Source organism: Verrucosispora sp. CNZ293, assembly GCF_002754655.1.
The window spans coordinates 2,310,091-2,325,088 of record NZ_PEFR01000001.1 but is presented as its reverse complement, the minus strand read 5'-3'; the positions used below and the strand labels follow the sequence as shown (position 1 = coordinate 2,325,088).

At 68.9% G+C, this 14,998-nt stretch carries 10 protein-coding genes; 4 read left to right on the top strand and 6 right to left on the bottom strand.

Features of this window, described 5'->3' with window-relative positions:
• Positions 1-98: 98 nt before the first annotated feature.
• Positions 99-485 carry a DUF6578 domain-containing protein gene (locus tag CLT74_RS31270; protein ID WP_486582229.1) on the bottom strand — a complete coding sequence of 129 codons (387 nt, stop codon included), beginning with the start codon at positions 483-485 and terminating at the stop codon, positions 99-101.
• A gap of 386 nt (positions 486-871) precedes the next feature.
• The gene (locus tag CLT74_RS10635; protein ID WP_099846395.1) at positions 872-2,002 is read right to left on the bottom strand and encodes a helix-turn-helix domain-containing protein; all 1,131 of its coding nucleotides are present in this window, start codon (positions 2,000-2,002) and stop codon (positions 872-874) included.
• A 126-nt stretch (positions 2,003-2,128) separates the two neighbouring features.
• On the opposite strand from CLT74_RS10635, the gene CLT74_RS10630 reads away from it, so the two are divergent.
• Genes CLT74_RS10630 through CLT74_RS10620 form a run of 3 tightly spaced genes read left to right on the top strand, consistent with a single transcriptional unit; the run spans position 2,129 to position 5,636 of the window.
• On the top strand, positions 2,129-3,472 hold the full coding sequence (locus CLT74_RS10630) for an NAD(P)-binding domain-containing protein (RefSeq protein ID WP_099846394.1): 1,344 nt from the start codon (positions 2,129-2,131) through the stop codon (positions 3,470-3,472).
• Complete coding sequence (locus tag CLT74_RS10625; RefSeq protein ID WP_232511420.1) at positions 3,469-4,296, top strand: SDR family NAD(P)-dependent oxidoreductase; 828 nt, start codon at positions 3,469-3,471, stop codon at positions 4,294-4,296. The genes CLT74_RS10630 and CLT74_RS10625 overlap by 4 nt, the downstream gene beginning before the upstream one ends.
• Complete coding sequence (locus tag CLT74_RS10620) at positions 4,293-5,636, top strand: MFS transporter (RefSeq protein WP_099846393.1); 1,344 nt, start codon at positions 4,293-4,295, stop codon at positions 5,634-5,636. The genes CLT74_RS10625 and CLT74_RS10620 overlap by 4 nt, the downstream gene beginning before the upstream one ends.
• Positions 5,637-6,016: 380 nt before the next feature.
• On the opposite strand, the gene CLT74_RS30445 is transcribed toward CLT74_RS10620, so the two are convergent.
• Together CLT74_RS30445 and CLT74_RS10615 are read right to left on the bottom strand one after the other, a co-directional pair.
• The gene (locus CLT74_RS30445) at positions 6,017-6,106 is read right to left on the bottom strand and encodes a hypothetical protein (RefSeq protein ID WP_158240238.1); all 90 of its coding nucleotides are present in this window, start codon (positions 6,104-6,106) and stop codon (positions 6,017-6,019) included.
• A 2-nt stretch (positions 6,107-6,108) separates the two neighbouring features.
• Positions 6,109-7,440, bottom strand: a complete 1,332-nt coding sequence (locus CLT74_RS10615) for a cellulose binding domain-containing protein (protein ID WP_099851717.1) — start codon at positions 7,438-7,440, stop codon at positions 6,109-6,111.
• A gap of 403 nt (positions 7,441-7,843) precedes the next feature.
• Here CLT74_RS10615 and CLT74_RS10610 point away from each other — a divergent pair, with 403 nt between their 5' ends.
• Positions 7,844-8,407: a hypothetical protein gene (locus CLT74_RS10610; protein ID WP_199172161.1), complete on the top strand. Its 564-nt coding sequence runs from the start codon at positions 7,844-7,846 to the stop codon at positions 8,405-8,407.
• Positions 8,408-8,767: 360 nt separating this feature from the next.
• Here the strand turns inward: CLT74_RS10610 and CLT74_RS10605 are convergent, their stop codons facing one another.
• Both CLT74_RS10605 and CLT74_RS31265 read right to left on the bottom strand, forming a co-directional pair.
• Positions 8,768-10,456, bottom strand: coding sequence for a response regulator (locus CLT74_RS10605; RefSeq protein ID WP_099846392.1), 1,689 nt, complete (start codon positions 10,454-10,456; stop codon positions 8,768-8,770).
• Positions 10,453-14,958, bottom strand: coding sequence for a hypothetical protein (locus tag CLT74_RS31265; RefSeq protein WP_099846391.1), 4,506 nt, complete (start codon positions 14,956-14,958; stop codon positions 10,453-10,455). Before CLT74_RS31265 ends, CLT74_RS10605 begins: the two co-directional genes overlap by 4 nt.
• Positions 14,959-14,998: the final 40 nt, after the last annotated feature.

Below are 14,998 nucleotides of genomic sequence, written 5' to 3'. Positions count from 1 at the left end.
GTCTGCGTCCGGATTTGCCGCGATCTGGTCGCTACGCCGAGTTATCTGGCTCAGCGTCTGGCTGTAGATGGTGCGGATGCCGGGGCCGGTCGTTCCTTCTATTCGCGGGTCAGCTGCACCACGTATCCGGCGAACTTGAGGTCGCCGCGGTCGGGAGTCCATCCGTCCGCGGACCGGACCGAGGTCATGGTGCCGGATCCGGGCACGGGGAAGAGGTGAGTGGAAGGTTCGTCAGGCAGCGGGGCATACCGACAGTGCACGGCATGGATCGAGGCAACGATCCCCACGACAGGGGCTGCATCCTCGCTCACGCGTCCGTGGTGTTCCTCGGCTTTGTCAACGCCACGGGCCAGGTCGCTGCCCAGCACGAGCCCAGGCCACTCGGGGTCCAGGTCTCGTAGCCTCCAGGAGACTCGATCGCCAACCGTAAACGGCTCGCCGCAGCACTGCATCTGCCAGTCATCCACCCAGACCCTGGTCTCCACGACGCCATTTTTACTCGACGCGATCCCGTCCTCATCTAGCCGTCGATCGGGGGCGAGATCGGCGCAAGCTCGACAAGAGGCTCTCCTGGGTTCAAATCTCCTCGTTCGCCACGAGAGTCTGATGTGGAACCGGGGATGCGCCGATTGGGGATCCTACTCTTCGCAGGTGGGTGTGTCGGCGTAACGGGCCTTGCAGGTGTTCCTTGCTGTTGCTGGTTCTCCGGGTGTCACCAAGGTCTTGACCTGCGGAAAACAAGGGCCACGGCCTTTCTTTACCATTTTTGGCTCCGATCTTCCCGTCTGGTGGGAGGGTGGTGATCCTGTGTTGGCAACGTATCGTTCGACAGTGGAATAACCGCCTCGACTACACGCCGCGCGGTGCGAGATCAGGTCGCGTCGTGCAGCCTGGTTCGGCAAAGCCACCAGGCGGTCATGGCGCCGAAGGTGCCCGCCGGGTCGATGCCGGTGACGGCGGCGAAGCGCCGGACCCGATTGCGAACCGTGTTGGGGTGCACGAAAAGTCTCGCCCCGGCGAGGTGGACATCGCGGTCGCTCTCCAGCCAGGCGAGCACGGCGTGCGCCACCGATTCGGCAGTCGGTCCGAGTGTCGCCCAAGCGGGCGCGTACCGGTCGAGCAGCACCGTTGCCAGGTCTGCCCGCTCGGTCAACGCCGCCAGCCAGGCCACATCGGCAATGTGGATCAGTCCGGTGCGGCCGGTGGACTCGGCGGCGGTCAGGGCCGCGGTGGCGAGCCGCTGCACCGGCGCGAGTTTCTCCGGTTCGGCCGGACCGGCGAGCCCTGCCACGGCCCCGATCCCCTTCAGGCGGGCGGACGGAGCCCGGGACAAGACTCCGACCATCAGGTCGTCCACGGTTGCGCACAGCACCGGCGGGTGCTCGCGTACGGCTCGTTCGATGCCGGCGGCGGTCTCCCCGGGCCGGGCGACGAGCACCCACAGCCCGTCGGTGACCGGAAGGCCGGCCTCGGCGGCTGCCATCGTGGCCGCCGAACCACCCTGGAGCAGCCGCCGCAGCAGGGCCGTGTCCCGGCGCCCGGGAAGCGGATCCGTGCTGGCTCCGGTAGCCCGATGCGCGCTGATCAGCCGGGCCCGGACGGCCTCGGCCCAGTCGTCGTAAAGGTCCCGGACGTCCAGCAGTTGCTCGGCGCTGACGCCTTGGTCCCGGGCAAGTTCCCGGGCCCGGGCCCAGATCGCGCGCTCGGCGAAGTGGATCGCGCCCAGCACCGATTCGATCGGCACGCCCTGCCGGGCACGGGTGACACCGAGGTCCGCGACGAACGACAGCTCAGCTTCGGTGGGGCCACGCCGTGCGGCCAATGCGCGGGTTGCGGCCACCAGCAGAGCGCGGGTGTGCCCGGCGATGTCGGAGGTGGGCAGTGCGGAGACCTCCCGCACGGTGGTACGGACTCCGGCGACCACCGACGGCAGCAGTTCGTCATCGCCCACGACGCGTTCGATCAGGTCCACCACCGTCGTCCAGCCGTCCGGATGCGTCATCCTGTCATGCTCCCCGCCGTTGTGGTGCGCTACAACAAGAACCCGAAACTGCGTGGTCCACGCCATGTGTTCGCCCCCGTGCCAGGCCCTACGGTTTGGCGGAAGCTACAACCGTCGAGGAGCACCATGGCCGTTTCGTCGAGTCGGGTGGCGGTGATCGGTGCGGGAGCGGCCGGTCTCGCCACGGTGAAGGCGCTGCTCGACGCCGGTTGTGCGGTGGTGGCCTACGAAAAGGGTGACCGGCCCGGTGGCCTGTGGGTCAGGGACAACAGCAGCGGCCTGTCTCCGGCGTACGCCTCCCTGCACTTGAACACCAGCAAACGCCGCACCGAGTTCGCGGATTTTCCGATGCCCGCGGACTGGCCCGACTATCCGTCGGCCAGTCGCGTCGCCAGTTACCTGGCCGACTATGCGCAGTCGTTCGGGCTCATTCCGCACATCCGGTTCGGGAGCACGGTCACCCGCGTCGAGCGTGACCGGCTCTGGGCGGTGACGACCGAGTCCGGTGACACCGAGCGGTACGACGCCGTGGTGGTCGCGAACGGCCACAACTGGCATCCGCGCTATCCGGATCCGGCTTATCCGGGCACGTTCCACGGCACCCAGATGCACGCCCACGACTACCGCACTCCGGACGTCTTCCAGGATCGGCGGGTGCTGATCGTCGGCATGGGCAACTCGGCCATGGACATCGCGGTGGACGCCTCGCACGTCGCTCGGGGGCCGGTCCTGCTCTCCGCCCGGCGCGGCGTCCACATCGTCCCCAAGTACCTGTTCGGCCGCCCGGCCGACGCGACCGGCGGCGCCCTCGCCGCCCTGCCGTGGCGGCTGCGGCAGCGCATCGCCGAGACCCTGTTGCGGCTCGCCGTCGGGACCCCGCAGAGGTACGGCTTACCCGCCCCGGCCGGTGGCCTGTTCCAGAACCATCCGACGATCAGCGACACGATCCTGCACCGGCTCACCCACGGCGAGGTGACCCCACGTCCCGGCATCGAACGGCTGGACGGGGAACGGGTGATGTTCACCGACGGCAGCGCCGACCCGGTCGACGTGATCGTCTGGGCCACCGGGTACCGGGTGAGTATCCCGTTCCTGTCCCCGCAATGGCTGGGCCCCGACCCCCAGCAGCTGCCGCTGTACCAGCGGGTCTTCCATCTCGACGACCCCAGCCTGGCATTCGTCGGCCTGATGCAGTCCACCGGTGCCGCTCTGCCGGTCGTGGAGGTCCAGGCCAAACTGGTCGCCGCGTATCTCTCCGGCGGCTATGCCCTGCCCGGCATCGACGAACAGCAGCACGCCGTGCAGCGAGCCTTGCGCGCCGCCATCGAGCGGTGGGGCACGAACGCGCGGCCGCACATGCGTATCGATTTCGACCGGTACGTCGCCGACCTGCCCAGGGAGATCGCGGCTGGCCGGAATCGCCTCGCCCGGGGCGGACGCACCTTCACCGCCGAGGAGAGTGTGGTTTGAGCGCCCGAGACCCCCGCGGATTGCGTGTCCTCGTCACCGGTGCCTCCGGCACGTTCGGCCGGGCCATCTGTGCCCGGCTGGACGAGCTCGGGGCCCAGGTCGTCGGGTTGGACCTGGCCCCCCGTGCCGATGACCCGGTCCGGGTCCTGGCCTGCGACATCACCGACGACGACGCGGTGCCGGCGGTGGTACGCGAAGCAATTGACCAGCTCGGTGGGCTCGACCTGCTGATCAACAACGCCGGGATCGGTGGGCCCGCCCCGGCCGAACTGGCGCCGGGCGCGGAAGTACGCCGCCAGCTCGACATCAACCTGCTGGGCACCTGGCGGGTCACCGCCGCATGTGTGGACGCGCTGGTCGCCTCTGGTGGCCGGATCGTCATGCTCAGCTCGCGGATGGCCGTCATGCAGTTACCGCTGGCCGCTGCGTACGGTGCCTCCAAGCGCGCCCTGGTCGCGTACGCGGACGCGCTGCGTCTGGAGCTCGGCACCCATGTCGGCGTCACCTGCGTGTACCCGTCGGCGGTACGAAGCCCGATCCACGACTCGACGGCCGCGGCCGGGCTCTCGCTGGAGGGCATGAGCCAATACGAGCCGCTGGACGGAGTGGTCCGGACCGTGCTGCGCGCCGCGCTCAGTCGTCGTCCTCGCCGTGATCTACCCACCACCCGGCGGGGCGCGGTCGAGTTCTTCCTGGCCCGTCACCTGCCCGCGCTGACCGATCGGATCGTGGCGCGCATCCTCGCCGGCCGGGTCCGCTCCGGCGCGTTCCAAGGCGCCGAGCTGGCCGCGGGTGTGGTCGCACGGCACGAGGCGACCCGATGACGGCGCTGCGCGGGGCGGCGGGCGAGGTGCGGACCAGGGCAGGTGACCTGATCGCGTACGCCACCGGTTCGGTCGGGATGGGCGTCTGGGTGATCGTTCCCGGCCTGCTGTTGCTCTACTTCCTCACCAATACGCTCGGTGTCTCGCCGTTCCTGGCCGGTCTCACCCTGCTGCTGCCGAAGATCATCGACATCATCGTGCATCCGATGCTGGGCAGCCGATCCGACCGGGAAGCGCGCAGCAGCGGACACCGGCTCGGCATGCTGCGGGTCGGTCTGCTGCTTCCGGTGGCCATGGTGGCGATGTTCTCGGTGCCCGCCGGTTTCTCCGGCGCATCGGCGGCGCTCTGGGTGGGCGGCTGGTTCATCGCCGGCAACCTGCTCTTCGCGTGTTTCCAGGTGCCCTACCTGACCACCCCGTCCGATCTTCGAGTCGGGTACCACGAGCGCACCCGGGTGTTCATGTTCCGGATGCTTTTCCTCACCCTCGGGTTGCTTGGTGCCGGTGTGGCCGCACCGGCGCTGGTGGAGTCGGGACGGCGCGGCGACTACGGCTGGATGGCCCTGCTGCTCTCCGGCGTCATGGTGATCTCCGGGCTGGTCGCACTGACCGGGGTACGGCGTCTCACCGCCCACGCCGGTTTCCGGATGCCCGACCAGCAGGCGGCCCACTCGACCATCGGTGACATCGCGGTCGCCTGGCGGGACCCCGACTTCCGCGCGCTGGTGCTGTCCTACCTGTTCACCGGCACCACTACTCACCTGTTCCTCGCAGCGCTGCCGTTCTACACCAAGTACGTCTTCGAGAACTCTGGGCTGACCGCCCTGTTCATGGGGGCGTTCCTCGGTCCGGCGGTCATCGCCGGTCCGGTGTGGATGCAGTTGTCCCGGCGCATCGGCAAGCAGCCTGGCCTGCTGATCTGCCAGGCGGTCTTCGTGGCCGGTTCGCTGGCGCCGCTGCTCGGCTACGGCACCGGGCCGGCTGTCGCGGTGGTCGGCGTCCTGGGCATCGCGTTCGCCGGGCTGCAGCTCTTCGCGTTCTCGATGGTCCCGGACGCGGTCGCGGCCGCCGAGCAGCGCGGTACCGTCCGGGCTGGCGCCTACACCGGTGTCTGGACTGCCACCGAAGCCACCGGCACCGCAATCGGCCCGTACGTGTACTCGGCCGTGCTCGCCCTGGGCGGCTTCATCGCCACCACCGAGGGGCAGACCGTGACGCAGCCGGAGTCCGCCCACACCGCCCTGTTGATCGGCTTCACCGTGGTCCCGGCGGTGCTGATGGCCGCGGCGCTGACATTCCAAGTGCGCTGGAAGCTGGATCGGACACGCCACACCGGTTGAGCGTTGTGTGCTCAGGCCGGGCACCGGTCGCCGAGCGAAAGCTTGCATGGCCAGCGTCCCGAGCAACGGGCGGGGAGCCAGCAGCCAGAATGGGGGCTGACGTTGCCGGCTTTGCGCCGGTTCGGGTTCGGCGATCGCGCGGTGCCACCGCTGCCAAAGCGTCCCGCACCGCCGCATCGACAGCTGGTCAATCGGCGACGCGTTCGATGAGGACCGGCGCACGCCGGCGTCGAGCAACGCCTGGGCGCGGTGCTGGCCGTTTGGTGTAGCCCTCCCGGCTCGGCCAGGGCGCATACGGACGGATCGTGTCGATGGTGAGCCGTCGCCGTCGGATGCGGAGGGTGCCGCGGCCGGTGGTAGGCCGCGGCACCCTGTCGAGGTCAGCTGGTGGTGTCGGTGACCGTGCTGCTGAACCAGGTGATGTAGTACGTGACCTGGGCGCCGCTCCAGAAGTGGAAGGTGATCGTCACGGCTATGCCCGCGCGCACGTCAGGGCCGGCATGCTGTTGGTGCCGTTCCAGGTGCCGAGGAAGCCGAACGTGGTCGAGGCGTCCGCACCGAGGTTGCCGTTCCAGCTCTCGTTGGTGACGTTCTGGGTGCTGCCGCTCGGTGCGTTGCGGCCGCCCCAGATCTGCGTGATGGCCTGCCCGTTGGCGAAGGTCCAGCTGACCCGCCACCCGGTCAGGGCGCCGGCGCTGGCGGTCACGGTTACCTCACCCTGGAAGCCGCCCTGCCACTGGTTCACCACCTTGTACGTGGCGGTGCAACTGCCCGGCGGCTGGCTGGTCGGTGGGGTGGTCGGCGGGGTTGTGGGTGGGGTGGTCGGCGGGGTCGTGGGTGGGGTGGTCGGCGGAGTCGTAGGTGGGGTGGTCGGCGGGGTGCCCCCGAACTGTGCGAAGAACCGCCACACCTCTGCCCTGGTCCAGGTCCGGGCGCCGTCCTCACAGCCGGAGCATCCGTCCACCGGAGCTGGCCCGTGGCCGCTGTCGTACGCGGCCCACTGCACCGGGTAACCCGCCCGGCACGAGTAGAGGGTGGTGAAGTGCTGCCCGCTGCCCTGCGACGGTTCGCGCGGGTTCTGGGCGGCGCAGCCGTTGTTGCGTACGAACGTGTCCCGCAGCGAACGGCCCTGAGAGATGTTCAGGACGTTGTCCGAGATGCCATGCAGGCCGAAGTACGCGATCGGCTGGGTGCCGCCGCTGCATCCGCTCAGCTGCGCGCCGGAGTAGACCGCGACCGCCCGAAAGACGTTGGCCCGGCTGCACGCGATCGAGTAGCTCATGCCGCCGCCGTAGCTGAAACCGAGGGCGAAGCGCAGCGTCGTGTCGACACAAAGAGCATCGTCGATCCGCCTGATCATGTCGTCGACGAAGGTTATGTCCTGACCACCGGAGTTGGGCCAGCCGTTGCCGATACCCTGCGGTGCGACGAGGATCGCGCTGTTATTCGACTGCTCCTGCATCCCGTAGTAGGACCAGATGCTGCCACTGCTCCCGCCCGACGCGACGTCGTTCATGGTGCCACCGCGCCAGTGGAACGCGAAGATCAACCGGTACGGGTTGTTGTTGTTGTAGTTGGCGGGCACCCGCAGGATGAAGCTGCGATTCTGGCCGCCGCTCTGGATCGTGTGCGTGCCACTGTTCAATCCCGGGGCCTTGCCACATCCGGCCGTCGCCGCGAGTGGGACGGCATCCGCGGCCGACGCGGTGCCGCCGAGGCCGCCACTCAGCATCGTGCCACCCGTGGCCAAGACGAGAGCTACTGCGAACGCGACGGGTCCAAAGAGGGATCTACGCCTGGACATCATGGAACTCCCTCTGCCGTTCGAATGCCGGCATACGTAGACAGGGAACTGGGCTTGCGAACCCCAACACCCATTGACGACCGCGCCCAGAGGCCGCCCGGTAACACGGCGCCGGCCCGGTCGCCATGCCCGCCATCGAAGGCTGTCACTGCGAACGGTACGACGGTCATCAGATGAAAGTCAACAGATCGCGTGGCCAGGTCGCTCTATGGCCGGATCTGTCCGATACAAACGCCTCCAGAACTCGTATCAATCTGATGGCTCTACCGTCCCCGGCGCTGTGCGACAGGCGGGCGCTCCCTGGGCAGCCGTCCGGCGCACCGTGCCGGAGCCGCTACGGTGGACGAGGGTGCCGGCATGGGCGGCGTGAACGGCGCCGCTGGCGAGGTGGTACCGCTGGCCGGTGGCGTGCCGCACGTCATGGCCACTCCACCGGCGGCCGTCCAAAACGATCAGCCGACCGCCAAGCGGCCGATCCCCCGTCGAGGCGGCGTACCCGACGCTGACGATCGTTGCCCCGCTGTCCCGCGGCGCGGCCGTCCGATCCGGCTACCAGCCGCCCAGTGCCGACCGGACCACACTGATCGAATCGGCACGGTGGCTCGCCACCCGGCCCGCCTTCGCCGGAACGGCAACCGGTCTCCTGGTTGACCTCAACCGACTGGACAATCTCGACGAGATCGCCGACCTGTGCGCAAGCCGACCCATCCTCGCGGCCCGCACCGCCGAACGCATCGGTGTCCGTCTGCGAAGCCTCCGCGAGTGGCCCGACACACACGCTTTGACCAACAGCATCATCGAACTGGCAGAGCGCGGCGACCTCGCTGGCGGCCTGTTCGCGATATCGCTGGTCCACCACGGAGCCATCTTCGGATGGAAAACGCCATGGCGAGACCTGCTGATCCGGCTACGCCAACACTCGGACCTCGACGTGCGGGAAGAGGCATACGCCATCGACATGACCTGACAACGGCCCTGGCTCGGCTTGACACTCGGACTGGGTGATGGGGCCGAGGACCGAGGGCGAGTTGGTGGCGTACAAGGTCGACGTGTCCCGGGAGCAGAAGTGGCGGCGGTTCTCGCCAGCCCTATCCGGGTGGGCCCGGGCGGCACCTGCTGTCGCCCGGCAACGGGGATCTTCTACTCCCGCACCGCCGCCTGGGGCTGTGGAACGCTACCGGGACGACGAGGCTTTGGACGGCAGCGGTACGGACATCACCGCGCTCCCGAACGATCCGGTGAACACCGGTGGCTGGAACCAGACCAACCTCTCTGCCCTGCCGTTCAGTTCGTTCCCGCGCAGCGCGGCGGCGCCGGGCGGCGGCTATCAGTCGGCCAGGGCCTCAGCCGCCTGCTGCAAGTGGCGGGCAGCCGCGGTCAGCGCGAGGACGGCCCGGGTCGGCAGCAGGCCCGGACGTGATCCCTGGCGCAGGAATTCGCGGGCCAGGGCCACGTGCCATTGCCAGTGCCAGTCCACCCTGCGCGGCGCCAGGTCGTCGAGGCAGAGGTACGTGACGCGTTCGGTGACCAGCTCCACGATGTAGGCGTCGGTGGGACTGCTGGGGTCGGGCTCGAGGCTTCCGGTGCAGTCGCACAGGCCGGTCGCGAAGCCGGCCTCGGCCGCGACGCCCGACCACAGCATCGACTCGATGCCCGGGCGGCGGACCTGGAGGACCAGGTCGACCAGCAGACGGGTCGTGTCGGTCGCCCAGTGGTGGACGCCGTACTGGGAGGCGTCGATCAGCAGGGGGTGGGGCTCGCCGACGGACTGCACCAGGACGTTGCCCGAGTGCAGGTCGCCGAAACCGCCAGCGTGCAGCACCTGCTCGCCGAGGCGCTTCGGCGCGACGCCGGGCAGCGCTCCCGTACCTACGAAGTCGCGCAGCACGGCGGCCATCGGCTCCGCGTCGGCCTGACCGGCGCCGCGATCGTCGCGCCACACCTGCGCGTAGGTGCCGAGGGCGTCGAGGACGCGGCCACGCAGCACCGGCGACATCGTGAGCCACTGGCTGACTGGCTGGGGCTCGCGCAGGGCCGGCTGTAGCAATTCTCGGAGATGGCCGCGGTGTAGTTCGCCGGCCACTCTCGTCGCCTGCTCGGTGGTGGTGCCTGGCTGCTGCAGCCAGTCCTTGAGCGTAACGGCGTCTCGTGCCAGCTCGGCGGCGATCGCGCTGTAGCCCGACTGCTCGTGGGACCGCAGCTCGCGGTCGAGTCGGACAAGTACCTGCGAGCGCAGCGCCCGCGCCGCTCGGCTGTTTGCCTCCTTCTCAGCCATGAGGGACGCGCGATCGAGGCCGATCTTGAGGACGAACGACTCTTCAGGCTGGCCCTGCTGTACGCGAACGACCTTGCAGACGTGGGCGCCGGAGCGGCCGGGCGCGAGGTGCCGCACGGTCAGTGAGGTGCCGACGTCGTCGTCGGTCCCGAGGCACTTGACGATCAGGGTGCGCGCGATCAGGTCGCCGCGCCTCATGGCATCGCGGTACTCCCCGGGTGGGTCGCCGAGGCTGTGAAGCATGGATTGCACCCCTGCCTCCGGCGCGAAGACGATCCGGAACCCGTCCTCCCGATCCTGCACGCGCATCCGCTCACGGATTCTGCGGGCCAGGTTCTCGCCATCCCAGCCGTTCCGGTCGCCCTCGAACGCTGGATACATGGTCAGCTGGTCGTCACGGATGATGGCGTCATCCGCACCGGCCTCCACGGACCGTTTCAGAAAATTCGGGTTCTTCTTCGATTCCCCGGTCACGACGAGGATGTAGCAGTTGTCCTTGCGGCGCTTGCGTAACTCCCGCACCACCGGGAGGCAGGTCTCGTCGTTGAGGTCGAAGTCGAGGACTGCGAAGTCGAAGTCCACCTCGCGCGCCAACTTGACCGCCTCGGCAGGGGTACCCGCCTCCTCGTACTTCACCTCCCATTCGCCTAACTGGGAGAAGCCGTAGTCGAGGATGTCCTGAACCTGCAGGATCACCGCGGGCTTGTTGTCGACGACGAGCCCGCGCGCACGGGTCCTCATGTAGACATCCTCCAGCGGTCTAGTTCCACCGTCACCGCATAGGTCCACGGCCGCTCGAACTCGGCCTCGTACAGCGTTCCGCCGAAGCGTTCGAGCCGGTGCCGCAAAGTCTCCAGGCCTTTTCCGCTGCCACCGGACTGTGGCGCACTGCCGGTATTGCGAACCGTGATCAACAGGCGTTCCTGGCGGTATTCGAGGTCCACCCGGAACCTCTGCGGCAGGTCGGTCACCCGGTGGGTCGTGCTGGCGTTGTGCCGGATGTCCAGCAGCACCTGCTGAAGCAGCCGATCGGTACAGAAGACGCGGAAGGCACCACGCTGCTCGGCCGGCATCAACCCGTCCGCGAGTACGTCGCCCCGATCCCCGAAGAACTCCCGTACCGCTGGCAGCGCGTCCACTGGACCGCGTGCGACGAACTTGCGCAGCACGGACTTGTCACCGTCGAGCGCGAACCGAAGCCACCACATCAGGTAGGGGAGCAGGTTCGCGGCCTCTTCCTTGCCAGGGACCAGACCGGACTTGATCTTCCCGACAAAGTTGTCGACGCGCACCGTCGTTTCGTCGACGAACTTCGGCCCGTCGTCCGAGAGGGCCCGCTCCCACAGCGGAATCTCCTCCTGAGACAGGTCGCGCTCCGCGCTGCGACTGACCAGGATATCCCGCAGCATTGCCGCGTTCGGCAGGATCACACCGAGCAGGAAATTCTGGCAGTGGTTCCAGGCCTCTCCGATCGCCTCGTGGTTGCGCGGCAGCCTGCCGGTGGCGATGACGAATTCGACTGTCGACTTCGCCAGCCACATCGGGGTTGAGAAGTCGTGCGCCGCGTAGGCGATCTCGTGTCTGATCTGCGACCAGGCCTCCTGCTTACCGGCCGGCGGCGCGTGCAGCGGCCGCCGTGTATGCGAAAGCAAGTAGCGGACGAGCGGCACCTTGACGTGACTGGACCGGATGCCCGGTGCCTCGTTTTTGTCGCGCAGGTCGTCCAGGAGGCGGCCCAGGGCGTCCGTGAGCTGCCGCGCCACGCGTAGCCGGGGAAACGGTGCGCCGGTGCGCGGCGCAGCCATCAGCTGCAGAACCTCCAGCATGACCTGCGGGACGACGAGCCCTTCGTCACGGTTGGTACGCAGGATCCGGACCAGTTCGGCGGCGAACCGCTCGGGCGCGGCCTGGGCGAGCAGGATGACTGCTTGCACCCGCAGGCGCGCCTCGATCAGCAGCGCGGCCTCGCCCACGAGCATCGCCGCAGCCATGTCCACGATCAGGGCACGGCAGCGAGGAAACGACAGCGGCGCCGACGACAGCCACTGCGGCTCGGCGACCAACAGACGGATCAGCGCGTCGCGGTACTCCCCGTTGCCGGCCGCCTCTTGGAGCCGCTCCACCACTCGGGCGCGGCGCCTGGTGTTGACGTCGGCGTCGCGCAGGCGCAGCCGCCAGCTCAGGTAGGCCACACATTCGCGCTGGGTCACGTCGGCACCGAAGAGGTCGGCCGCCTGCTCCTCGAATAGCTGCTGCTTGGTTCGGGTCTCCAGCAGATTCAACAACCAACCCCGGTGGTTGGCGAGCGGCTCGGGCACGGGCGCGTAGAGCGTCAGCTCCGCATACCGGCGGCGAAGCGCACAGATGCCGCAGTGGCCGCTGCGCAGGCTACTCATGGCGGTCCGGGCCACGTAGTAGATCCTCAGCGCAGCCCGTTCCCGGGGCGAGGACTCGTCCGAGCGGCGGACCCTCGCGATGCGCTGCAGGTTCACCGCGTCGCTGTCGCCGAGCCCATTGACTAGCAGGATCACGGTGATCGTGACGGCGCCCTTGTCAGCCGCCAATCCGACCAGCTGCTGCACCGTCCGGCCGCTGTTGGCACCCGAGTCGAGGATGAGCGCGTGCTCTACTGTCGGCAGCGCCGCCGATCCGGGCAGCTGCCAGTTCGCGGTGTGTGCCGCCCGGGGCACCGAGGCAGCCTCCGCTCGCAAAGTTGCCGACAGCGCCTGCTTCATCTGGTCAGCGGTGACGGTCAGATCGTCCGCCGTTCCCTCGGGAAACAGGATGGTCACCCTGGCCGACGCCTCGCCGAAGGCCTCACGGTGGCGTCGTTCAATCTCGCAGACCAGGTGGCCGAACACCGTATCGGTCCAGCCTTGCTCACGAAACAGCAGCGTCGGGTCGACGTAGGCGGTGTAATGCCGGTCGGCCGGCCGTTCGATATGGCCGAGCCGGGCTGCCGCGTTGCGCTGCATCGTCTCGACGTACAGGACTTGGTCGATGACCGTCGCCGGCAGCGGCCGGCTGCCGTGCTCGGGGCTGCGCAGAACCGGGTCAATTGGCTGCGCCAGGCCGTCGTCGTCTGGGGGAAGACCGACGTCCACCACGGCGAGCGCTGCCACCGGCAGGTCGATGCCCGGTTCGCCGGGCGTCCGCGCGTCGACGATCGTCGTGACGGCGACCGGATCCATCCCCAGATCGAGCACCTCTGCCACGACGCCAGCCACCGAATTGCCGCTGGAGACCACGTCGGCCACGAGCAACACCCGCGGCCGCTCGTCGGTGTGGGGGACGTTGCGCAGGAAGTCGTAGTAGGTGCCTTGCGCGGTCACCGTGCGGGCTACGGCGGCGGCGACCTCCGTGGGCGTGTGGGGAAGCCGCAGCACGACCAGCGGCACACCCTCGTCGGACGGTGGCAGGCACTCCTCGGCGCGTGCGGCCAGGGTGATGCCGACGAGCGCCCGAAGGTCCAGCTCGGACAGGACACCATCGAGGTCGAACCAACGGCTGGTCCGGCGCAGGCTAGGTGTCAGAAACCGTCCACGGCGCACGTTCCCGCCGGCCGCCGTGCCCTCACCGGTGTTCTCGGGCGCGTCCATGATCGCGGCGGCTATCCGCTCCCCGACCCAGGTCGCCATGGCCCGCACGGCGCTGTGAGGTGACGTTCTCAGCCGCACCCGCTCCCCATCGGTCACGATCAGCGCCGTGTGCCGGATTAGGTCGTCCACGGCGGACACCTCGTCCGGGGTGAGCTCCGTCAGCGGCAGCGGCTCGCCTGCCGTGGACAACCCGATGAGCACCTGTCGCTGCGCCGGCGTGCCGCCCACCCAGTAATGCCGGTTGCCTGGCGCCAACACGAGGACGGGCGGGGGAACGGCCATACCGGCGGCGACCCGGTCGTTGTACTCGGCATTGACGTATTCCATCGCTACCGCCATGAGCGGGCGGTTGACGCTAGGGAACGCCAGGATAGCGGCGCGGTCGCCGCGGAAGCCCGCCACGATGTCGATCACCTGGAAGGCGGCCCGGCCGATCTCGACGTCGTGAGCGCCGTGACCGTCGTCCGGTGCATTCACCGCCACGACAAGGTGTGGGTCGTTCGCAAGGTTGTCGCGGATGTCATCGCGGCCCTTCTCGTTAAGCCCCAGCGACGAGTAGAGCCTGACCGCCAGACAGTTCGTCGCCGCCGGCTCGTCGTCCTGGTTCGCCGTCGGCGTCCGCAACTCGCCGGCCTCGGCTAGCGCGGAATCGCCGGGATCGGCAAGGATGTTGCACTCGATAAGAGTGCCAGGCACGATCGCCGGCCTTCGGCCGGCGATCTTCTCGATTCTGCCCCGGTAGACGTGGCCGCTCGCCAGTCCCTGGCTGGTCACCAGCAGGGCGCCCTGAAAGGCGCGGACCACCCGCGCGACCTTCCACATCCCGCGGGCCGCGCCCTGCGCCCCGGTGCGCGTGTCGGCCACGCCCACACCCCCATCGATGCCCCGGCCGGTGTCTGCCACGACCAGCCGGATCATCGGGCTGCGAGCCGCCGCAGCATGCTGGGCAAAGCCTTCCAGCGACTGATCGAAGTCGGTCGCCCGCTGTCCGTAGGTCTCGGGGTCGACGATCACCCCGCCGATCAGCACCTCGTTCGCCCCGGAGTGCCGTTCCGCGTTCTCGAGAAGCTCGAGCAGGATGCCGCGGGTCACCGCGGCGGCTGTTTCGGGCCCCAGGCCCAGCTCGCGCAGCGACCGTTCCGTGGCGGTTGGCCGGGTTACCAGCGTGATGTCGCGCAGGCTCTCGCTTGGTAACCACTGGTACCGCAGGATGCGTCGGTAGCGGTGCGGCCGCTCGGACGTCGGCGGGGCCGTGAGCACGTCGCCGTCCGCGTCCGTCGACGTGCCGGGGCCCGCGACCACCTGCTCGTCCAGATGCTCGCCCAGCACCTCGACGACGCCCGCCTGTTCCAGGTAGCGGCGGCAGTTGTGCCGTTTCACGATGCGCTGCGCTGCGAGCGGATCGGCCGGAATATCGCTGGGCAGCGCGTCGGCGCTGGGTAGACGCACCTTGCAGTCGGCGCCCGCGGCCGCAGCGGCCCGGACGAAGACCAGCAGGTAGCCAAGGGTGACGAAGTCGGCGAAACCCAGGTCGCTGAGGTCGATGAGTAGACGTCTGCCTCGCAGCGGGCCGGGTTGCAGGCGGGCCAGCGCCGCAGCCCACGTCGTCGCGTTAAGGCGGCTGCCGACTCTCAGATCTGTCATGGTGGGGGCCGTTCTGTCCAGGGCTGGATCGGCAATGGAC